Source organism: Micromonospora sp. NPDC049102, assembly GCF_043197485.1.
Taxonomy (GTDB): domain Bacteria; phylum Actinomycetota; class Actinomycetes; order Mycobacteriales; family Micromonosporaceae; genus Micromonospora.
Map to the genome: position 1 here is coordinate 39,524 of NZ_JBICTE010000025.1, position 21,114 is coordinate 60,637.

At 71.0% G+C, this 21,114-nt stretch carries 20 protein-coding genes; 16 read left to right on the forward strand and 4 right to left on the reverse strand.

Going from position 1 to position 21,114, the window contains the following annotated elements; genetic code table 11:
• The first annotated feature begins 70 nt into the window (after window positions 1-70).
• The 4 genes from ACGFH9_RS22240 to ACGFH9_RS22255 all read left to right on the forward strand — a co-directional run bounded on the left by ACGFH9_RS22240 (window position 71) and on the right by ACGFH9_RS22255 (window position 3,214).
• On the forward strand, window positions 71-802 hold the full coding sequence (locus ACGFH9_RS22240) for a sugar phosphate nucleotidyltransferase (RefSeq protein WP_204942587.1): 732 nt from the start codon (window positions 71-73) through the stop codon (window positions 800-802).
• Window positions 790-1,857, forward strand: coding sequence for an iron-containing alcohol dehydrogenase family protein (locus ACGFH9_RS22245; RefSeq protein ID WP_393222320.1), 1,068 nt, complete (start codon window positions 790-792; stop codon window positions 1,855-1,857). The genes ACGFH9_RS22240 and ACGFH9_RS22245 overlap by 13 nt, the downstream gene beginning before the upstream one ends.
• Window positions 1,832-2,551 (forward strand): CDP-alcohol phosphatidyltransferase family protein, encoded by a 720-nt coding sequence (locus ACGFH9_RS22250; protein WP_393222323.1) that lies wholly within the window; start codon window positions 1,832-1,834, stop codon window positions 2,549-2,551. Before ACGFH9_RS22245 ends, ACGFH9_RS22250 begins: the two co-directional genes overlap by 26 nt.
• Window positions 2,552-2,773: 222 nt before the next feature.
• Window positions 2,774-3,214 carry a peptidase inhibitor family I36 protein gene (locus ACGFH9_RS22255; protein WP_393222326.1) on the forward strand — a complete coding sequence of 147 codons (441 nt, stop codon included), beginning with the start codon at window positions 2,774-2,776 and terminating at the stop codon, window positions 3,212-3,214.
• 346 nt (window positions 3,215-3,560) lie between these two features.
• Here ACGFH9_RS22255 and ACGFH9_RS22260 read toward each other — a convergent pair whose 3' ends face one another.
• Window positions 3,561-4,820 carry a glycosyltransferase gene (locus ACGFH9_RS22260; protein WP_393222329.1) on the reverse strand — a complete coding sequence of 420 codons (1,260 nt, stop codon included), beginning with the start codon at window positions 4,818-4,820 and terminating at the stop codon, window positions 3,561-3,563.
• A gap of 80 nt (window positions 4,821-4,900) precedes the next feature.
• Between ACGFH9_RS22260 and ACGFH9_RS22265 the strand changes: the two genes are divergently transcribed.
• From ACGFH9_RS22265 to ACGFH9_RS22310, 10 genes are all read left to right on the forward strand, one after another.
• Window positions 4,901-5,761: an Fpg/Nei family DNA glycosylase gene (locus ACGFH9_RS22265; RefSeq protein ID WP_393222331.1), complete on the forward strand. Its 861-nt coding sequence runs from the start codon at window positions 4,901-4,903 to the stop codon at window positions 5,759-5,761.
• 264 nt (window positions 5,762-6,025) lie between these two features.
• The gene (locus tag ACGFH9_RS22270) at window positions 6,026-7,597 is read left to right on the forward strand and encodes a sugar transferase (protein ID WP_355240705.1); all 1,572 of its coding nucleotides are present in this window, start codon (window positions 6,026-6,028) and stop codon (window positions 7,595-7,597) included.
• Window positions 7,598-7,629: 32 nt separating this feature from the next.
• Complete coding sequence (locus ACGFH9_RS22275) at window positions 7,630-8,856, forward strand: sensor histidine kinase (RefSeq protein ID WP_393222333.1); 1,227 nt, start codon at window positions 7,630-7,632, stop codon at window positions 8,854-8,856.
• A 31-nt stretch (window positions 8,857-8,887) separates the two neighbouring features.
• Window positions 8,888-9,649 carry a LytTR family DNA-binding domain-containing protein gene (locus ACGFH9_RS22280; RefSeq protein ID WP_007453674.1) on the forward strand — a complete coding sequence of 254 codons (762 nt, stop codon included), beginning with the start codon at window positions 8,888-8,890 and terminating at the stop codon, window positions 9,647-9,649.
• A 67-nt stretch (window positions 9,650-9,716) separates the two neighbouring features.
• The gene (locus ACGFH9_RS22285) at window positions 9,717-10,379 is read left to right on the forward strand and encodes a DUF5701 family protein (RefSeq protein ID WP_393222336.1); all 663 of its coding nucleotides are present in this window, start codon (window positions 9,717-9,719) and stop codon (window positions 10,377-10,379) included.
• A 128-nt stretch (window positions 10,380-10,507) separates the two neighbouring features.
• Window positions 10,508-11,185 (forward strand): response regulator transcription factor, encoded by a 678-nt coding sequence (locus ACGFH9_RS22290; RefSeq protein WP_355240438.1) that lies wholly within the window; start codon window positions 10,508-10,510, stop codon window positions 11,183-11,185.
• Window positions 11,182-12,255: a sensor histidine kinase gene (locus ACGFH9_RS22295; RefSeq protein WP_393222339.1), complete on the forward strand. Its 1,074-nt coding sequence runs from the start codon at window positions 11,182-11,184 to the stop codon at window positions 12,253-12,255. Before ACGFH9_RS22290 ends, ACGFH9_RS22295 begins: the two co-directional genes overlap by 4 nt.
• Before the next feature lie 143 nt (window positions 12,256-12,398).
• On the forward strand, window positions 12,399-13,979 hold the full coding sequence (locus tag ACGFH9_RS22300; protein ID WP_393222342.1) for a DUF4153 domain-containing protein: 1,581 nt from the start codon (window positions 12,399-12,401) through the stop codon (window positions 13,977-13,979).
• Between the two features lie 44 nt (window positions 13,980-14,023).
• Window positions 14,024-14,437: a hypothetical protein gene (locus tag ACGFH9_RS22305; RefSeq protein ID WP_355240433.1), complete on the forward strand. Its 414-nt coding sequence runs from the start codon at window positions 14,024-14,026 to the stop codon at window positions 14,435-14,437.
• A gap of 1 nt (window position 14,438) precedes the next feature.
• Window positions 14,439-16,079, forward strand: coding sequence for a cation acetate symporter (locus ACGFH9_RS22310; RefSeq protein ID WP_393222345.1), 1,641 nt, complete (start codon window positions 14,439-14,441; stop codon window positions 16,077-16,079).
• A 663-nt stretch (window positions 16,080-16,742) separates the two neighbouring features.
• Here the strand turns inward: ACGFH9_RS22310 and ACGFH9_RS22315 are convergent.
• Window positions 16,743-17,204, reverse strand: coding sequence for a hypothetical protein (locus ACGFH9_RS22315; protein WP_393222432.1), 462 nt, complete (start codon window positions 17,202-17,204; stop codon window positions 16,743-16,745).
• A gap of 145 nt (window positions 17,205-17,349) precedes the next feature.
• Between ACGFH9_RS22315 and ACGFH9_RS22320 the strand changes: the two genes are divergently transcribed.
• Window positions 17,350-18,114 carry an ABC transporter ATP-binding protein gene (locus tag ACGFH9_RS22320; RefSeq protein ID WP_393222347.1) on the forward strand — a complete coding sequence of 255 codons (765 nt, stop codon included), beginning with the start codon at window positions 17,350-17,352 and terminating at the stop codon, window positions 18,112-18,114.
• Window positions 18,099-19,811, forward strand: a complete 1,713-nt coding sequence (locus ACGFH9_RS22325; RefSeq protein ID WP_393222349.1) for an ABC transporter permease — start codon at window positions 18,099-18,101, stop codon at window positions 19,809-19,811. Before ACGFH9_RS22320 ends, ACGFH9_RS22325 begins: the two co-directional genes overlap by 16 nt.
• A gap of 93 nt (window positions 19,812-19,904) precedes the next feature.
• Here the strand turns inward: ACGFH9_RS22325 and ACGFH9_RS22330 are convergent, their stop codons facing one another.
• Both ACGFH9_RS22330 and ACGFH9_RS22335 read right to left on the reverse strand, forming a co-directional pair.
• Window positions 19,905-20,105, reverse strand: a complete 201-nt coding sequence (locus ACGFH9_RS22330; RefSeq protein ID WP_393222352.1) for a DUF397 domain-containing protein — start codon at window positions 20,103-20,105, stop codon at window positions 19,905-19,907.
• Window positions 20,102-20,887 (reverse strand): Scr1 family TA system antitoxin-like transcriptional regulator, encoded by a 786-nt coding sequence (locus tag ACGFH9_RS22335; RefSeq protein ID WP_393222354.1) that lies wholly within the window; start codon window positions 20,885-20,887, stop codon window positions 20,102-20,104. Before ACGFH9_RS22335 ends, ACGFH9_RS22330 begins: the two co-directional genes overlap by 4 nt.
• Window positions 20,888-21,114: the final 227 nt, after the last annotated feature.

The following is a 21,114-nucleotide window of genomic DNA, read 5'->3' on the forward strand; positions in this document are numbered from 1 at the left end:
GCCGGAGTCGCCGGCCCGCCCGGGGCTATCCTCCACCGGTGACAGGAGCAGGACGAGGGAGGATCTCGCGATGATCGGAATGGTGCTCGCGGCCGGAGCAGGGCGCCGGCTGCGCCCGTACACCGACACCCTGCCGAAGGCGTTGGTGCCGGTGGACGGTGAGATCACGATCCTGGACATCGCGCTGGGCAACCTCGCCGAGGTCGGGCTCACCGACATCGTGATCGTGGTCGGCTACGCGGCGGACGCGGTCCGCGAGCGGCAGGCCGACCTGGAGAAGAAGTACGGGGTCACGCTCACCCTGGTGCACAACGACAAGGCCGAGGAGTGGAACAACGCGTACTCCCTCTGGCTGGCCCGGGAGTACTTCGCGCGCGGGGTGCTGCTTGTCAACGGGGACACCGTGCACCCGGTGAGCATCGAGAAGACCCTGCTTGCCGAGCGCGGCCCGGGCATCCTGCTCGCGGTGGACACCCTCAAGCCGCTGGCCGAGGAGGAGATGAAGACCACCTTCGACGCCGCCGGCCAGCTCACCCGCATCACCAAGATCATGGACCCGGGCGAGGCGTACGGGGAGTACATCGGCGCGACCCTGATCGAGCCGCAGGTCGCCGACGCCCTCGCCGACGCGCTGGAGGCGACCTGGCGGCGGGACCCGAACCTCTACTACGAGGACGGCTACCAGGAGTTCGCCGACCGGGGCGGCGAGGTGCGCGCCGCGCCGATCGGCGACGTCCCGTGGGTGGAGGTCGACAACCACGCCGACCTGGCCCGCGCGCGGGAGATCGCGTGCCGCTACTAGCTCGCAGCGTCCTCACCCCGCTGCACATCGACGTGCGACGCGGGGCGGTCGCCGATCTGGGCGCGATCCTGGCCGACGGACGGATCTCCGCCGGGGGCGACGTCGCGGTGGTGGTCGGCCCCGGTCAGGGTGCCCAGATCGCGGACCTGATCCGTCCGTCCCTGCGGTCCGCCGACGTGTTCACCGTCGCCGGGGCGACCCTGGACGCCGCCGACGACCTGGGCGGCAAGCTCCGGGCCCGCTCGTACGACGCGGTCGTCGGCATCGGCGGCGGCAAGACGATAGACGTGGCCAAGTACGCGGCCACCCGACGAGGGCTGCCGATGGTGTCGGTGGCGACGAGCCTCGCCAACGACGGGATCGGCTCCCCGGTCGCCAGCCTCATCACCGACGGGATCAAGGGCTCCTACGGGGTACACATCCCGATCGCGGTGATCGTCGACCTCGACTTCGTGGAAAGTGGTCCGGACCGACACAACCGGGCCGGCATCGGCGACGTGATCAGCAACATCAGCGCGCTCGCCGACTGGGAGCTGGCCCGGCGGGTACGCGGTGAGCCGGTGGACGGACTGGCCGCCTCGCTGGCCCGGGCGGGCGCCGAAGCGGTGCTCAACCACCCCGGCGACATGAGCGACGACGCGTTCGTCACAGTGCTCGCCGAGGCACTGATCTCCAGCGGCCTCGCGATGGCGGTCTGCGGCACCAGCCGTCCGTCCAGCGGCGGCTGCCACGAGATCATGCACGCGGTCGACTCGCTCTTTCCGGGGACCGCCTCGCACGGCGAACTGGCCGGGTTGGGTGCGCTGTTCTGCACCTGGCTGCGCGGGGACCTGCGCCGCTTCGGGGAGATGTCGGCCTGCCTGGCCCGGCACGGCCTGCCCCGGCTTCCCGCCGAGGTGGCGCTCACCGACGACCAGTTCGTCGAGGCGGTGCGGTTCGCGCCGCGTACCCGACCGGACCGCTACACGATCCTCGAGCACCTGGCCCTGTCGCCTACCGAGACGCGGGAGCGGCTGGCAGACTACGCCGGTGCAATCCGCGACCAGCTTGGCTGAGCCCCGTCCCACAGTCGCCGACTTCCACCGGGTGAACCGGGGTGGCGGCCTGTTCAGCGAGTCGATCAGCCAGTGGCTGGGCGCCGTCTTCGCGCTGGTCGCGCAACGGCTCGGGCTGCGTCCGACCGCGCTGACCCTCACCAACCTGGTGCTCGGGCTGGCCACGTCGGTCTCCGTGATCGCGCTCGCCGGGCCGGTCGCCGACGGGGACGTACCGGCCTGGGTGGTCGGCCTGATCGCGCTCGTCGGCTGGCAGGTCGCATACTCCCTGGACTGCGCCGACGGGCAGCTCGCCCGGGTCACCGGCCAGGGCAGCCCCGCCGGTGCGCGGATCGACATCCTCTGCGACGTGGCCGCGCAGATCGCCCTGGTGGCGGCGCTCGCCGCCACCGCCGTGGCGCAGGAGCCGTCCACCCCGACCTGGCTGGTGGCCACCTTCGCGGGTACCTGGATGGTCAACCTGGTCACCTCGGTCATGCAGGCCGGTCCGAACGCCGCCAGCATGGTCACCTCGACCTCGCTGCCCGTACGCCTCGTGAAGCTGGTCCGCGACTACGGCGCGGTCGTCTTCGTGGCCGCCCTGGTGCTGGCCGTGGCCCCCGCGCTCGTCCTCTGGGTGCTGGTCGCGTTCACCATCGTCAACGGCGGTTTCCTGCTCGCCAGCATCGCCTTCTCCGCCCGCGCCTCCCTGTGAGAACCCTGTGGCGCGACCGTGGACACGGTGTCCACCAGGATCGAACACCCGCTTGCCGGTGACAGGAGACGTCCGGCCGGCGGTACGTCATGCCGACCGCGGCCACGACGCGACTCTGTCCTAAGTGGATCAAGAAATACTACAGAATCTATTTATCGGGATGCTTCATCTTTGAGTGGCAGTTGCACGTGTGTGAGCTGTCGAGAAGCAACGGAGGATTTGATGAAGCGGAACCGAGTCCTGGGGAGCCTTGTCGCGGGGGTGGTGGCTACTGCCGGCACATTGGTGGCCGCCACGCCTGCTCAGGCGGTGTACCAGTGCCGAAGTGACGAGGTCTGCTTCTACGAGCACAGCGGCGAAACAGGCAGTGTCGCGGTCCTCGCCTCGCTCAGCCCGCGCCATGGGGGCGGTTACCCCAATGCGGTCTTGGACTTCAGGCAGGGGCTGTACACCAACGGTAAGAATCTGAATGACTCTGCCTCGTCCGTGGTGAACAACACCGACTTCTACCTGTCCGTGTACGAGAATGTCGGCGGTGCTTCCCCGGGGAAGTGGGTCTACGTCCGACCGCGAGCGTGGGGGAACCTTGTGGAGATGAATGACATGGCCTCCGCCGCTGCTCTCTCGTGCGACCCGAAGCAGTCTACCTGCGAATCTGAATGACTCTGCCTCGTCCGTGGTGAACGCTACCGACTTCTACCTGTCTGTGTACGAGAATGTCGGCGGTGCTTCCCCGGGGAAGCACGTCTACGTCCCGCCGCAATCGTGGGGGACCTTTGTGGACATGAATGACATGGCCTCCGCCGCGGCTCTCTCGTGCGACCCGAAGCAGTCCATCTGCGAGTGACGCGGCCCTGTGCGGTCGTACCCTGCTTCCGGCCCAGGACGTTGGCAATTGAACCAATGCCCTGGGCCGGAGCTGTCGGGTTTGTCGGACCAGGCACTGCCCGGTGTCGATCGCCGCCCGAAACGTCATCTTCGCCGCCGCTGATCCCCGCGAAGCGGAAGATCAGGCAACGGGGGAAAGCCCGGCATAGACGTCAAGGAGGCGCTTCGTGACCACGTCGGGGTGGAAGGTCTGCTCGTACCGCAGGCGGGCCCGCGCGGAGAGCGCGGCGGCACCGGCCCGCGCGACCGGGAGCGCAGCGGCCAGCGCCGCCGGCTCCGGCGGCACCACCCAGCCAGCGGTGCCGGTGACCACGCCGGCTGGCAGCGGTGCCGGCCCCTGCCCGGCGACGGCGGAAGCGGTCTCGGCCGGGCCGGTGCCGGCGGGCTCGTGCGGAGCATCCGCACCCACGAGGTACGGGATGCCGCCCAGCGCGGTGCCGAGCACCGGCCGACCGCTGGCCAACGCCTCGATGATCACGGTAGGCAGCACGTCGTGCCACATCGAGGCCGCGATCACCACGGCGCTCGCCTCGACGGCGGCGCGCACTCCGGCGCGGTCGAGTTGGCCGAGGTAGAGCACGTCGGGTCGCGCGGCGGCGGCGGCCTCGACCAGCGGGCGCAGCTCACCGTCTCCGGCCACGCGCAGCGTGCCCAGGGTGCCCACCGGATGGCGACGCCAGGCGTCCAGCAGCAGGTCGACACCCTTCTCGGGCGAGAGCCGGGCCATGTAGAGGAAGCCGTCACCCAGCGGCGCGGGCCGACCCGGATCGGGTACGGAGTTCGGCTTCACCACGATGCGTTCGTCCGGAATGCCGTAGTCCCGCAGGTGGTCGGCGATGGCCGTGGTGAGCGCGATGTAGCGGTCCACCGAGCGCCAGGTGCCCCGGTGCACGGCCAGGGTGGTCGCCATCAGCGCGCTCTGCGCCGCCGAGTCGCGGTAGCACCGGTGCTTGATCGCCGGCACGCCCAGCGCCCGACCCTTGCAGTCCTGGCAGATCACCCCGTCGCGGAAGTAGATCCCCGACGAGCAGACCTGCCGGTAGTTGTGCACCGTCTGCACGACAGGCACGCCGTGCCGGTGCGCGGTCCGCACCACCCAGGGCGAAATCAGGGGGTACGGGTTGTGCAGGTGCAGAACGTCCGGTCGGTGCTCGTTGAGCAGCCGGCCCAGGTCCTGCTGGGCACGCGGCGCCCAGATCGGTGAGATCGGCAGCAGCGCCTTGGCGGCCTTCGACATCGACGGGATCTCGTCCGAGCTGCGGATGAAGGGCAGCACCTCGACGCCAGCGGCCGTGAGCTGGGCGATCTCCGAGTCGACGATCGTGTTCTCACCGGAGGGCTGGGCTTCCCGGTACCGGTTGTGCGCCACCACGATTCTCACTGAGCTTGCCTTTCATTCGCGATTGCGGGACTCGCAAGCTCATTCCTCACGCTCACGGGAAAGAAGGCTACCGTTGGCTGGTGCCCGAACTACCGGAGGTTGAAGCGCTCGCGGGTTACCTGCGACAGCGCGCGGTGGGGCGGCGTGTCGACCGGCTGGAGATCGCCGCGATAAGCGCCCTGAAGACGTACGACCCGGCACCCTCCGCGGTCGCCGGGCGGACGGTGGTCGACGCCCGTCGGCACGGCAAGTTCCTCGACGTCGTCATCGAAGGTGACCTGCATCTCGTGGTGCACCTGGCGCGGGCGGGCTGGCTGCACTACCGGGAGGCGTTCCCGTCCTCAACGCCGCTGCGCCCGGGCAAGGGTCCGATCGCCGTCCGGGTCCGGCTCGACGACGGCTCCGGCTTCGACCTCACCGAGGCCGGTACGCAGAAGAAGCTGGCCGCATATCTGGTCACCGATCCGGCGACGGTGCCCGGGGTGGCCAAGCTGGGCCCGGACGCGCTCGCCGCCGACCTGCCCACCTTCGTCGAGCGGCTGCGCAGCCGGCGCGGGCAGGTCAAGGGGGTGTTGACCGACCAGTCGGTGCTGTCCGGGGTGGGCAACGCGTACTCCGACGAGATCCTGCACGCCGCGAAGCTCTCTCCGTTCGCGATCACCGACCGGCTCACGGACGCCCAGTTCGCCACCCTGCACGCGGCGACCCGCCAGGTGCTCGGCGACGCGGTCGAGCGGTCCCTCGGTCAGCGCGCGGCGGAACTGAAGGGCGAGAAGCGGTCCGGGCTGAAGGTGCACGCCCGCACCGGGCTGCCCTGCCCGGTCTGTGGGGACACCGTCCGAGAGGTCTCGTTCGCCGACTCGAGCCTGCAGTACTGCGCGACGTGTCAGACGGGCGGCAAGCCGCTTGCTGACCGACGGTTGTCCCGACTCGTACGGTGAGTAAGCCCACGTGGCGACTACGGAGCGGAATCGACCCGAGTGAGTCGAACCTCCCGTCCACCGTTCTCGCCACACGCACATCCATCGGTATAGTGGCCCGGTCCCCGGCTTCTGAAATGGTGCGGAGCCGGCCAGATCCCGCCGACACCAGCGGTCGCCAATCTCCTGCGGGGCGGCGACCAGTTGGGACCCGCGTGGGAGACTGGGACGGTGGGCGACCCGGGCCCTCACTGCGAGTGAGCGGCACGTGTCATGCGGGAGGACATGGGTGAGGTGACGGCAAGCCTCCAGCGCCCGGTATCCAACGAAGGCCGGAGCAGACTCGTGCGGCACGTCGACAGCTTCGAGATCCAGCCGCCGACGCCGCCGTCACACAACGGCGTCCCTCGGTCGGCGTGGGCCAGGGCGCGACGCCGCGTCTCCCGGTGGCACCGCCCCTACACCGCGATCCTGCTGCTCCTCGACTTCGGCGCGGCGGCGTTCGCCAGTTGGATCGCGATCCAACTCTTCGACCAGGCCGCCTCCGGTTTCTCCGGCACCAACCAGGACCCGACCTGGTTCCACACCATCTCCTACCTGCTGCTCCCCCTCGGCTGGATGGTCATCCTCTGGAGCAACCGGGCGTACGACCGGCGCTATCTGGGGCTCGGCCCGGACGAGTTCAAGCGGGTGATCCGGGCCGCCGTCACGGTCGCGGCCAGCGTCTCCTTCCTCGCCTTCGCCACCAAGACCGCGCTGTCGCGGTGGACGGTCGGCACGGCGTTGCTCGGAGCGCTGCTCCTGATCCTGTGGGGCCGATTCGTGGCCCGCTGGGCGCTGCACTACATCCGTCGGCGGGCCGGTCAGGCCGCGCACCGGATGGTGCTGGTCGGCACCCTGCCGGAGTGCCTGGAGGTCTACGCGGCGGTCACCCGAAGCCCCGCCGCCGGGCTGATGCCGGTCGCCATCCACATCACCGACGGTTACGCGGCGGCCCGCGGGGTGCCCACGCCGGTGCCGGTGCATGCCGGCCGCGACGTCCTGGCCCTGGTCCGTGAGGTCGGTGGGGACACCATCGCGGTCTGTGGGTCGGCCAGCGCGGAGCCCGGTGAGCTGCGCCGACTGGCCTGGCAGCTCGAAGGCTCCGGGGTTGATCTGGTGGTCGCCCCGCAGCTGACCGACATCGCTGGCCCGCGCGTGCACATCCGGCCGATCGAGGGTCTGCCGCTGCTGCACGTCGAGGAGCCGACGCTCTCCGGGCCGGCGCTGCTGGCCAAGAACCTGATGGACCGGGTCGCCGCCGGCCTCGGCCTGCTGCTGCTGGTCCCGCTCTTCATCTCGATCGCGGTGGCGATCCGGATCTCCGACCCCGGGCCGGTCTTCTTCCGCCAGCCCCGGGTGGGGCACGAGGGGCGCACGTTCCGGGTGTGGAAGTTCCGGACGATGTACGTCGACGCCGAGGACCGGCTGGCCAGCCTCACCGACCAGAACGAGACCGACGGCATGCTGTTCAAGATGAAGCAGGATCCTCGGGTCTTCCCGGTGGGTCGCTTCCTGCGGGCCTCGTCGCTGGACGAGCTGCCGCAGTTGATCAACGTGCTCTGGGGTGAGATGTCGCTGGTCGGGCCACGCCCGCTGCCGGCCGACGACGGCGACTTCCTGGGCGACGTACGACGCCGCCTGCTGGTGCGCCCGGGCATGACCGGGCTGTGGCAGGTCTCCGGCCGCTCCGACCTGTCGTGGGACGAGGCGGTCCGGCTGGACCTCTACTACGTCGACAACTGGTCGCTGGCGTACGACCTGAGCATTCTGTGGCGCACCGTCGGTGTGGTGCTCGCCCGCAAGGGCGCGTACTAGCGCGAACCGCGGCGAGCCGTCAGGATCGCTGCGTGGGTGGCAACCTCTCCGCCGTCGTCGGCGTCGTCTCGCTGGTCACCGCGCTGACCGCGGCCCTGCTGGCGGTGCTGCGACTACGCGCCCGGCGCGGCATCGCCACCGCCACCCAGCGGGCCACCTACGAGGTGCTGCACACCGCCGGACTGGCCGCCGAGCCGCTGCGGGCGGGACTGAGCGCGGCGGGGGCGGCGAAGGCCGTACGCCATCTGCGGGCCCTGGTGGGTGCGGTCGGGCTGGCGCTCACGGACGCCGACGAGGTGCTCGCCCTCGACGGACGCGGCACGCACCACGGCGAGCAACTGCTCGCGGCGGCCCAGCGATCCATCACCTCCGGGCGTTCGACTGTGCTCGGGGAGTCCGACCTGCGCTGCGATCGGGTGGACTGCCCCATCCGGGGTGCGGTGGTCGCGCCCCTGCACGGCGCCGACGCCCGGGTGGTCGGGGCGCTGGTGGCGATCGCCGACAACGCGCCGGAGCCGGGGCTGGTGCAGGCGACCCTGGAGACCGCGCACTGGGCCGGCAACCAGCTCGCCCTCGCCGAGCTGGACTCCTCCCGGGAGCGGCTGGCGCGGGCTGAGATCCGGGCGTTGCGGGCACAGATCAGCCCGCACTTCATCTACAACGCGTTGACCGCGATCGGCTCGTTCGTCCGCACCGATCCGGAGCGCGCCCGGGAGTTGATCCTGGAGTTCGCGGAGTTCACGAGGTACTCGTTCCGGGCGCACGGGGAGTTCACCACCCTCGCAGAGGAGCTGCGGTCGATCGACCGGTACCTGACGATCGAGCGGGCCCGCTTCGGCGACCGGTTGCAGGTGCGGTTGCAGATCGCGCCGGAGGTACTGCCGGTGACACTGCCGTTCCTGTGTCTCCAGCCGTTGGTGGAGAACGCCGTCCGGCACGGGTTGTCCCGCAAGCCGGGCACGGGCATGGTGAGCATCGAGGCCCGGGACGCGGGCGCCGAATGCCACATCACGGTGGAGGACGACGGGGTGGGTATGGATCCGACCGCGCTGACCGCCGGCATCGCCGAGCTGGCCCGCAGCACCGGCGACCCGGGTGACGACACGGACCAGCACGTCGGCCTCTCGAACGTCGACGAGCGGCTGCGCTCGGTCTTCGGTGACCGGTTCGGTCTGGTCGTGGAGACCGGGCTGGGGTCGGGCACGCGGGTGAGCGTGCGGGTGCCGAAGTTCCACCCGGGCGTACGGGCCGGTTCGTGAGCGAGCGCAGCGAGCGAATGCGGGCAGCCCAGTGAACGCCTCCGGTTTTTTGCGCGTGTTGGCGGTGGACGACGAGCCGCCCGCGCTCGACGAGTTGGCTTACCACCTGCGGGCCGATCCTCGGGTGGCCCGCCTGCACACCGCCGGGGACGCCACCGAGGCGCTGCGACTGCTCCGCGACGGTGACGTGGACGTGGTCTTCCTGGACATCCGGATGCCCGGCCTGGACGGCATGGAGCTGGCACGGGTGCTGCGACGGTTCGCCCGGCCGCCGGCGATCGTCTTCGTCACCGCGTACGACGACGGCGCGGTGGACGCCTTCGACCTGGGCGCCACGGACTACGTGCGCAAACCGGTACGCGCCGAGCGGCTGGCCGAGTCGTTGCGGCGGGTGATCGGGTCGCGGGTGGTGCCGTCGCATCCGGCGGCGCTGGCCCGGGCGGAGGAGGACCCGACCATTCCGATCGAGCTGGCCGGTACGACCCGGATGCTGCCCCGCTCGGCGGTGCGGTGGGTGGAGGCGCAGGGTGACTACGCCCGGCTGCACACCGCCGAGGGGTCGCACCTGGTGCGGGTCTCACTGGCCACGCTCGCCGAGCGGTGGGCGGATGCCGGTTTCGTGCGGGTGCACCGGTCGTACCTGGTGCAGTTGAAGTTGATCGCGGAGCTGCGCCTGGTCAACTCCGGCTACGTGGTGGTGGTCGACTCCACCGAGCTGCCGGTGAGCCGGCGGCACACGCGGGAGCTGAAGGACAAGCTGGTCAGGGCGGCGAAGCAGGACTGGAGTCGCTGAGGAGGGAATACTCCCACCGTTCCCGTACGTCGTACGATAACTGGTACGACATCCGGGAGGCCGCGCCGTGACCGCAACCCTGTTCGACGCCGAGACCGAGTTCGACAGTCAACTCGACCGCCTGGTGCAACTGGGCTACCCGGCCCTGGCCGGCATGCCCGAGAGCGCCTTCCGCGACCTGGTCGCCCCGCTGCGATCCCGAGCGGTCGACGGCGCCTCCGGCCTGCCCGCGCCCACCGACGCCCGGGTGCCCTTCCTGCTGGTCGTCACTCGGGACCTGATCGGCGTGGAGCCCCGACTCGAACTCACCACCCTGGCCGGCAAGCGCAAGCCCGGCTTCCTCGACCGCCACTACGCCGAGGGCGACCTGCCGCGCTTCGACCCCATCAAGGAGTTGGAGGTGCCCGCCGGGCCGGCGTACCTCCTCTTCGACGTCGACCGCGGCGAGGAGTTCCGCAACCTCGCCCCGGCCGCGGCGATGGAGGGCATGACCGCCCAGGGTCGACTTCCGCTCACCATCGACGAGGGGCTCGCCTTCATCACGCTGTACCCGGATGCACTGGCCAGCAACAGGTGCTTCTCCCTGGTCGGCTCGCGCTGCGGTGACAAGCGGGTGCCGGCACTGTGGATCAGCCAGGGCGCGCCGAAGCTGGGCTGGTGCTGGTACGGCAACCCGCACACCTGGCTCGGCTCCGCCTCGGCCCGCCCGGAACGCGTCGGCCTGGACTGACCCCGGGAGCGGCCGAAAGAGGCCGACCGGCAGCACCACCGAGTTATCCACAGGGCTGATCGGTTCTCCACAGGTTATTCACAATGCCACCCACTGATCTCCACGGTGGCTCCCTACAGTCAGACCCCATGAAAGAACGCCGCGTCCTGGTCGTCGAGGACGAACGCACCATCGCGGAGTCGGTCGCCGCCCGACTCCGCGCCGAGGGCTTCCTCGTGGAGATCGCCGCGGACGGCCCCAGCGCCGTCGAACGGTTCCGGGCCGGACAGCCGGATCTCGTCGTCCTCGACGTGATGCTGCCCGGCTTCGACGGCCTGGAGGTGTGCCGGCGTATCCAGGCGGTCCGGCCGGTTCCGGTGCTGATGCTCACCGCCCGCGACGACGAGACGGATCTGCTGGTCGGGCTCGCGGTCGGCGCGGACGACTACCTCACCAAGCCGTTCTCGATGCGCGAGCTGGCTGCCCGCGTACACGTGCTGCTGCGCCGCATGGAACGGGCCGCGACCCCCGCGCCACCCGCCATCCGCCTCGGCGACATCGAGATCAACGAAGCCGAGCGGCGGGTTCGCCGCGCCGGTGCGGACGTGCACCTCACGCCCACCGAGTTCGACCTCCTGCTGCACCTCGCCGGGCGACCCCGCACGGTCCTCCCCCGGGAGCGGCTGCTCGCCGACGTGTGGGGTTGGGCCGAGGGCACCGGCACCCGCACCGTGGACAGCCACGTCAAGGCGCTACGCCGAAAGCTCGGCGCCGACCTGATCCGGACCGTCCACGGTGTCGGGTACGCCCTGGAGGTGCCCGCGTGACCGGCCGGCTCCTGGACTGGCTGGAGCGGGTGCTTCCCCGGCCTCTCGATCCGGTCCGCTCGATAAAGATGAAGCTCGGTGTCCTGCTGGTCGCCTCCTGGGCCGTGGCCATCGGCTACTTCTGGTACGGCATCGGCTGGCTCCCACCGGGCACGGCGATCACCGCCATCTGCATCGCGCTGGTCACCTCGCAGGTGCTCGCCCACGGGATGACCTCGCCGCTGCGCGAGATGACGGCCGCCGCCGGGGTGATGGCCCGCGGCGACTACACCCGTCGGGTACGCGCCACGTCCCGCGACGAGGTGGGCGAGCTGGCCCAGGCGTTCAACAAGATGGCCGAGGATCTGCACGCGGCGGACCAGCGACGGCGTGAGCTGATCGCCAACGTCTCCCACGAGCTGCGTACTCCGATCACTGCCTTGCAGGGTGTCCTGGAGAACATGGTGGACGGGGTGGCCGAGCCGGAACCGGCGGCCCTGCGCGCGGCGCTGTCCCAGACCGAGCGGCTCGGGCATCTCGTCGCCGACCTGCTCGACCTGTCCCGTCTCGACGCCGGGGTGGTGCCGCTGCGCCGGGTCCAGATCGACGTGGGGGACTTCCTCGACGAGGCGGTGGAGCACGCCACCGCGAGCGCGGCCGGCGCCGGGCTGGACGTCGACTTCCGGCTCCGCGAGTTGGCGACGCCGTTGACCGTGCACGCGGACCCGTGGCGGCTGCACCAGGTGTTCACGAACCTGCTCGACAACGCGGCGCGGCACAGCCCAGCCGGCGGCACCGTCCGGGTGAGCGCCGAGGAGCACGCCGGCGAACTCCACTTCGAGGTGAGCGACGAGGGACAGGGCATCCCGACGGCCGAGCGTTCCCGGGTGTTCGAGCGGTTCACCCGTGGCGACCGCGCAGCCGACGGTGGAACCGGCCTCGGGCTCGCCATCGCCCGCTGGGTCGTCGAACTGCACGGCGGTCGGATCGCGGTCCTCGACCCGGTCGGCGCCGTCAAGGGCCCCCGGCCGGGCTGCCGCATCCAGGTCACCATCCCGAATGACAGACCACACCGAGGAGAGGTCGCATGACCACCCCTGGCAGCAATCCGCCTTCGACCACCGGCCCGGCGACACCGCCGACGGCCGGCCCGGCGACACCGCCGACGGCCGGCCCGGCGACGCCGCCGGCCGCCGGGCCAGCGGGACGACCGGCGCCCGCGTGGCCTCAGCCGATGGCTGCCCTACCGGTCGTGCCCCGGCCACCGTCACTGATCGCGCGGCGCTGGCCCGGCCCGTCCGGGGCCGCACGTCCGCTGGTCCTGGCGGCCCTGACGGTGGCGGCCGTCGTCGGTGCCTCGACGCTCACGGTGGTTCGCCCCGGACTCGGTTGGCTGGTGGCCGCGCTGGCCGCCACCGCCGCGCTCGGCACAGCCACCGTCGTGCGATCCCGGCCGCAGACCGCGCCGCCCACCCCGGCAACTCCACCCACCGCGACCACTGCGGCGGCCACCGTCCGTCCCGATGCCACGGGGGCATCGGGGCGGGCGGCCCAGGTCGTCTGGGCTGCCGCGACGGTCGCCCTGGTGGGCGTGGGCACGGTCCGCGCGGCCGGCTGGCTCTTCGTCCTCTGCCTACTCGGTGCCGCGGTCACCGGGACACTCGCGGTGACCGGCGGGCGGAGCCCGCTCGGGATGCTGCTGGCGGCGACGCTGCCGCCGGCCGCGACGGTACGGGCGCTCCCCTGGGCGGTACGCGGGCTGCGCGACACCCGACCGGCCGGCTCGGGCATCGGCGTCGGACGGGTCCTGACCAGCCTGACCGTCTCCGCCGGCCTGCTCCTGCTGTTCGGGCTGCTCTTCGCGTCGGCCGACGCGGTCTTCGCCGACCTGGTCACCGGTCTGCTGCCCGACATCTCGGTGCCCGGTGTCACCGGTTGGATGTTCCGTCTGCTGCTGATCGGCGGCGGTCTGCTCGGGGCGGCGTACCTGGTCAGTCGGCCGCCCGACCTGGAAGGGCTGCGGCCGGGACCGTCCCGTCCGGCTCACCGGCTGGAGTGGACCCTTCCGCTGGTGCTGCTCGACGCCCTGTTCGCCGCTTTCGTACTGGTCCAGTTGGCGGTGCTGTTCGGCGGCGCGGGACACGTGCTGCGCACGTCGGGGCTCACCTACGCGCAGTACGCGCGGAGCGGGTTCTGGCAACTGCTCGCCGTCACCGGGCTCACCCTGCTGGTGATCGCCGTCGCCGCCCGTCGCGCACCGAAGGCCACGCGTACCGACCGACTGCTGGTCCGCGCCCTGCTCGGGGCGCTCACCGCGCTCAGCCTGGTGATCGTGGCCTCGGCGCTGTACCGGATGCAGGTCTACGCCGACGCGTACGGCGCCACCCGACTGCGGCTCGTCGTGGCGACCGTCGAGCTGTGGCTCGGTCTGCTGTTCGTGCTGGTCGGCGTGGCAGTGGTACGGCTACGGGCCACCTGGCTGCCCCGCCTGGTGATCGGCACGGCGGTGCTGGCACTGCTCGGGTTGGCCCTGGTCAACCCGGACCGACTCATCGCCGACCGGAACGTCGACCGGTACCTGGAGACCGGCCGGTTGGACGTCGGCTACGTGTCCGGCCTGTCGGCGGACGCCGTACCGGCCCTGGCCCGGCTGCCCGAACCGGTACGGATCTGCGCGCTGAACCGGCTCGCGACCGACCTGCCCCGGGACGGCCTGTGGGCGACGAACGTCGGACGGGAGCGCGCCCGCCGTGAGCTGGACAGGATCCCGGTGACCGGCCCCGCGTCGCACTGCTTCGGCCTGCGCTACCAGTGAGCGGTGACGCTTGACAATCGCGCGAGGCGGGCAAGACTGCCGGGGTGGCCAAGCAACTCCCTGACGTGGGGTCGGGCGGTGCGGTCCCGCCACCCCGGCGGGCGCGGATCGTGTTGGCCGACATCACCCGGCAGGACACCCGCGCCGAGCGGACCCGCGCCGAGCTGGCCCAGCAGACCCAGGTCGGCGAGGCGCTGGTCCGTGGCCTGGTCCGGGCCCAGCTCGCGCTGGCGTTGCGGCTGTCGTTGGTGGTCGTCATCGGGCTGGGCGGTTTGCCCTGGCTGTTCGCCATCGCACCGTCGCTCGGCCGGACCACGGTGGCCGGCGTCAACCTGCCGTGGCTGCTGCTCGGGGTGGCCGCGTTCCCGTTCCTGATCGCGGTGGGCTGGGCGTACGTGCGGCTGGCCGAACGCAACGAGCAGGACTTCACCGACCTGGTGCAGCGGCCGGAGCACTGACGTGGGCAACGACTACGTGGTTCCGGCCATCGTCGCGGTCACCCTGGTCACCGTCGGCATCGGCCTCTACGGGCTGCGGCTGGCCCGGACGACGTCCGACTTCCTGGTCGCCTCGCGGGCGATCAGTCCGACCTGGAACGCCGCCGCCATCGGTGGGGAGTACCTGTCGGCGGCGAGCTTCCTCGGCATCGCGGGCCTGGTTCTCAAGTACGGCGTGGACGTGCTCTGGTATCCGGTCGGCTTCGCCGCCGGCTATCTGGCTCTGCTGCTGTTCGTGGCCGCGCCGCTGCGCCGCTCCGGCGCGTTCACACTGCCCGACTTCTGCGAGCTGCGACTGGGATCACGGCGCCTACGCATCCTCGCCACCACCTTCGTGATCTTCATCGGCTGGCTCTACCTGGTGCCGCAGTTGCAGGGTGCCGGCCTCACCCTCGCCACGGTCGCCGGCTCCCCGTACCCCGTGGGTGCTCTTCTGGTCGCGGCCGTGGTCACCGCGAACGTGGCGTTGGGCGGGATGCGGGCCATCACCTTCGTCCAGGCGTTCCAGTACTGGCTCAAGTTGACCGCTCTCGCCGTACCCGTGATCTTCCTGGCGCTGCAGTGGCAGGCCGATGCCCGCCCGGCGGTGACGCCGCCGGACGGGCCGACGTTCCGGACCGCGACCACCGTCGTGGTCGAGCACCGCGCGACCCTCACCCTGGCCGATGGCGACATCCGTGAGGTACGCCCCGGCGACGAACTGTCCTTCGCGGCGGGCGACCCGGTGCCGGAGGTGTCCGGGGTGGCCACCGACGCGGCGGACTGGCTGCTGCCCAGCGCCGCCGGCTCGGACGACCGGGGCCTGTTCGGAACGTACTCGCTGATCCTGGCCACGTTCCTGGGCACGATGGGCCTGCCGCACGTGCTGGTCCGCTTCTACACCAACCCCGACGGAGCGGCGGCGCGCCGGACGACGCTCGTGGTCCTGGCACTGGTCGGTGTGTTCTACCTGCTGCCCACCCTGTACGGGGTGCTGGGCCGGATCTACACACCGCAACTGCTCGTCAGCGGGCAGACCGACGCGGTGGTGGTCCTGCTACCCGGCGCGGTCCTCGGCGACGGGCTGGCCGGGCGGCTGCTCGCCGCACTGGTCGCGGCGGGAGCGTTCGCGGCCTTCCTCTCCACCTCGTCGGGCCTGCTGACCAGCGTCGCCGGGGTGATCTCGACGGACGTCCTCGGCCGTGGCTCGGTGCGCGGCTTCCGGTTGGCGACCGTCATCGCCGGAGGCGTACCGGCGGTGCTGGCCCTGCACGTCTCCGGCCTGGACGTGTCACAGGTGGTCGGGTTGGCCTTCGCCGTCGCCGCGTCGAGCTTCTGCCCGCTGCTGGTGCTCGGCATCTGGTGGCGAGGGCTGACCGACCTGGGCGCGGCAGCCGGTGTGCTGGTCGGCGGCGGGGCGGCGATCGGCGCGGTGCTGGTGACCGTCCTCGGTCCGCCGCTGTCGGGTTGGCCCGCCACCCTCACCGCACAACCGGCCGCCTGGACGGTGCCACTGGCGTTCACCGTGATGGTCGTCGTGTCGATGGCGACCCGCCGCCGAGCACCGGCCGACGTAGCCGCCACCATGCTCCGCCTCCACACCCCCGAAGCCCTACGCCTCTAACACCCCCCACCCCCGCCGCCCCCGCGATCTTGCACTTTGTGTGGCGGCATGACGGGCATTCTTCGCATTCGGGCAACCGAAAGCGCAAGATCGGCGCGAGGGTGGGGCGGTTTCGGGGCTGAGGTGACGGTCGCGGGATTACTACACTGCTGATCGCGGCAAACCCCTCGGATTTGAGCAGGTCCATGTCGGAGCTGCTGTCTACTGGCGGCTGCTCGCCGAGGACCCGGACCGCACGCGAGCGGTCGTCGAGTGGGAGAGCGAGAACGGGCGGACGCACCCGTACCCGGGGCTGTGACTGTCGGGTGGTGTCCAGTCGGTGGCTCTGGGGTGGCCCGTGCCAGCGTGTTTGACCCAACAAGTGCGGATGTCATGGTCGGGGAGATACCAGATGCGACCGTCGGCGGTGACCTCGTACTGCCACTGTGACAGCGTCCCTCCCGTTGTGGCTGGCGGTGGCGAGCGAGCCCTTGAGAGGGTGCTGCCTACTGGTCGGCGGAGACGGGCAGGGGTCGGATTCGATGGCGTCGAAGGCCGCCCGGGTATTGGCGGCGGCCTGACGGCACAGTTCCTCCCAGCCCTTGGCCGCGTCGTTGGTGGCGAATCGCAGGGCGTAACCGCCAGGGCGGGGTGGCGGCGCTGCCCGGTCGCCGCGCTTGACGCTCACTCGGCGGTCGGCCGGGGCACCGCCCCGAAGTCGTCGAAGCTGGGCGCGGCAAGGACGCGGTGCAGATCGGGGTCGGCGTGGATCTCGGCGCTGTGCCGCCACTCGCTGAGCAACTGCGACAGGGCTGCGGTGTTCCCGACCGCCGCAGCCGCCTCCGCCGTCTCGACGAACTCGGTGGCCATCTGCTCGCGATCTTCAGGCGGCAGGAAGCGCACCCACGGCAGCACGGTCGGCAGCGCCTCACGCACCAGGGTGGGATCCCGGCGCACCACGCTGGCCAGCAACCGGGCGGTCAGATCCACAACCTCACCCTCGGCTGCGGCCCGGTCGGCCGACATCAGGACAAGATCGGCTGCGTCCCGGCGGCGCAGACGCACAGCGCGAGCGCGAGCCAGTCGCTCAGTCGTCTCGGCCGGCTGCCGCAGCAACTCCGAGAACGGCACGGATTCCGAGGGCATCGACACGACATCAACACTACTTCAGAAGTTGGTGGATCGCACAACTACGCCTTGTACGCCGGAACAGGGACTACGTCTTGGGAATGATCGTGGATCCGCCTGTCGCCGGACGGCGGATCTGGCGGTCGGCGGATAACGTCGGGCCATGACTGGTGAGCATCCCGCACTCGTGCTGCGTGGTCTGGCAAAACGGTTCGACGGCACGGTCGCGGTCGCCGGCGTCGATCTGGACGTGCCGGCCGGCTCCTTCTACGGGCTGCTCGGCCCGAACGGTGCCGGTAAGACCACCACCCTGTCGATGGCGGTCGGGCTGCTGCGCCCGGACGCCGGGTCGGCGTGGGTGCTAGGCCAGGACGTGTGGCGCGATCCGGTCGCGGCCAAGCAGTTGCTCGGCGTGATGCCCGACGGTGTACGGCTGTTCGACCGGCTCAGCGGTGCCGAACTGTTGGCGTACAACGGGCTGCTGCGGGGGATGGACCCGGCGGTGATCGACCAGCGGGCCGCCGAACTGCTGGACGTCCTGGCGCTCGGCGACGCCGGCCGGACGCTGGTGGTGGACTACTCGGCAGGCATGAAGAAGAAGATCGGGCTGGCGTGCGCGTTGCTGCACGGTCCGCGGGTGCTGGTGCTGGACGAGCCGTTCGAGGCGGTCGACCCGGTGTCGGCCGCGCTGATCCGCGACATTCTCACCCGTTACGCGGCCGGCGGCGGCACGGTGGTCTTCTCCAGCCACGTGATGGAGGTCGTCGAGCGGTTGTGCTCGCACGTGGCGATCCTGGCCCAGGGCACCATCAAGCGGGTCGGCACGATCGCCGACGTTCGCGGGGGCCGTTCCCTGGAGCAGGTCTTCGTCGAGGTGGTCGGCGGGCGCACCGCGACCGGTGACGAGTTGTCGTGGCTGTCCAGGTGAGCGCGGCCACCGCGCCTGCCGCGCCCGCCGCTCCGGCGCGAACGGTCTCCGCGCGACACTTCGTACGGCTCAAGCTGCGGGTGATGGGCAACAACTTCCGGGGCCAGGGCTGGCGGATCGCCATGTTCGTCGGCGGGGCGCTGGTCGGCCTCTGGTTCGCGGCCAGTGGGTTCTTCCTGTTCGCCGCGCCCGGCATGACGGGCAACGGGCGGTACGCGGTGCTGGTCGCCGCCGCTGGCGGTGGCCTGCTGGTGCTCGGCTGGCTGCTGCTGCCACTCGTCTTCTTCGGGGTGGACGAGACACTGGACCCGGCCCGGTTCGCGCTGCTGCCGCTGCCGCGCCGCACCCTGGTCGTCGGGTTGTTCGCCGCCGCGCTGGTCAGCGTGCCGGTGCTGGCGGCGTCGATCGCCTCGCTGGGGCTGGTGCTGACCGCGTGGGCGCTGGGCGGTTGGTCCGCAGGCCTGGTGGCCGTGCTTGGCGTACTCGCCGGGTTGTTGCTCTGTGTGGCCGCCAGCCGGGCGGTGACCAGCGCCTTCGCCAGCATGCTGCGGTCCCGCCGGGTGCGGGACCTGGCGGCCGTGCTGCTGGCGGTGACCGCCGCGCTGCTCGGCCCGTTGCAGGTCTTCGGCCTGGCGGCGCTGCGCCAGACGGACTGGAACCGACTGACCGGGCCGGCCTCGGTGCTCGGGTGGACGCCGTTCGGGGCTCCGTGGACCGCCGGTATCGACGTGGCACAGGGACGGGTGTGGGCGGCCCCGCTCAAACTGCTGATCACGGTGGCGACGATCGCTGCCCTGCTGGCCTGGTGGTCGCGGTCGTTGGAGTCGGCGATGGTCGGCTCGGCGACCGCTGGCAGGGCGCCGGCCCGACGCGAAGTCGGCGGGGGCGCGGTCGCCCAACTGTTCCCCCGGGCCACCGCCTGGGTACGGCGGGACCGGTTCGGCGCGCTTGTCGCCCGGGACGCCCGTTACTGGTGGCGGGACGCCCGCCGCCGAGCCAACCTGATCACGATCGCGGTGGTCGGCATCTTCGTGCCCGTCCTGGTCAACGTCATGGGTGGAGACTTCGCGTCCCCCGAGAACGGCGGGTTCACGGCGGCTGCCGGCGACAGCTCACCGGTCGTGGTCACCCTCTCCCTGCTCATCGTCGGCATAGTCGCCTCGGCGACCCTGGCCAACCAGTTCGGCTTCGACGGCAGCGCGTACGCCGCGAACGTCGTGGCCGGCGTCCCCGGCCGGGTCGAGCTGCGCGCGCGGATGACCGCGTTCTCGCTGTACGTCCTGCCGATGCTGGTGCTCGTCGCGGTGGTGCTGTCGGTACTGCTCAGTCGACCGGCGTGGATCGGGCTCATGGTGGGCAGTCTGGTCGCCACCTACGGCGCCGGGTTGGCGGTGAACAGCACCGTCTCGGTGCTCGGGGCGTACTCGCTGCCGGAGACGAGCAACCCGTTCGGAATGAACAGCGGCGCGGGCATGGCAAAGGGGCTGCTCACCCTGTTGGCCATGGTCACCACGGCGGTCGTCGGAGTGCCGATGGTGGTGGCCGCCGCGCTGCTCGGCGACGCCTGGCTCTGGCTGGCCCTCCCGTTCGGCACGGCGTACGGGCTGGGCGCGGCGCTGCTCGGCGCGTACCTGGCCGGCGACGTCCTGGACCGGCGTCAGCCGGAACTGCTCGCCACCGTCACACCGCGTCGCTAGACGACCGATTTCGCAGCCGACAGGGTAGATCTTGGACAGTTTCCGTTAGCTGCTAACGGAAACTGTCCAAGATTGCCAGCGATGGTGGGTCATTTAGGCGGCCGGGCCGCGAGATGCGTGGGCAGCGAGGAAATCGACCCAGGCCGACGGGCTGAACGTGAGCACCGGCCCGGACCGATCCTTGCTGTCCCGCACCAGCACGACACCCGGCAGATTGTCCGCCACCTCGACGCAGTTGCCGCCGGAGTCGGTCGACCGGGTGGAGGTGCGCCAGCGCGGCTCAATCATCATCATGGTGTCACCTTCAGCTTCCGAATCAGGTCCATCGACGCACCTGTGGACAGTGCTTCGCCCAGCAGACTATCCCATTTGCGATCAATCAATCGGAGCATCTGCGGGTCGTCCATGACGTGTCCGCGAGCGGCATTCTCCAGGTAGAGCACCCGGTCTCCGTCGGGCAGGTCGGCGAACACGAAGCCGCCACCGAACCCGACATGCTCGCCGACGCTCAATGGAATGACGTGCAATCGCACGAACGGAAGGTCTGCCACCTCGAGCAGTCGACCGAGTTGGGCATTGAGCACGGCGTGACCGCCCACGGGGCGATGCAGGCCCATTTCGTCCACGACGAAGACGCAGTGCGGCGGCACCTCCTGGGACAAGAGCCGTTGACGTTCCAAGCGAACGGCGACAAGTTCGTCGACCACGGCTGGCGGCTGCAATCCACCCGCCGAGATGACGGCGCGGGCATACTCCTCGGTCTGCACCAGGCCGGGCACGAGACACGCCTCGAAGGCCCGCAGACGCGTGGCCCGCTGCTCGTAGCCGCGCCACGGGACGAACCAGGACGGGCCGTGCTCCTGATCCGCAGCCTTGAGGAGTTCGGCGAGGAGGCCGCCGGTGGCCAGGGCCTCGTCGGCGGCCACCGCGAATTCCATCGTCGGTCGGCGGCGGCCGGTCTCGATGGCGGCCACGGTGGACGGACTCCACCTGATGAGGGTCGCCAAAGCCTCCTGGGACACCTCGGCACCGGCTCGGGCGGCCTTCAGCGCCCGTACCCACATCTCGATGTTCATCCTTACCTCTCTGGTAAGTACGTGACCGCGCTGCGTAGTAAGCCCTGGAATCCTCCCCTGTCCGCGCCGCGCCGTCCAGGGTGGAAGGCGCGCGGCCCGGCTGGTGGAGGCGATGACCCGGCGGTCGGTCCTGCGTCGGGCCGCCCCGGTCATTCCCCCGATCGGGGCGGCCCTTTCTCGACTGGGAGGAGGTCACCCGTGCTCGGATTCATCCCTGGTCGGGGCGG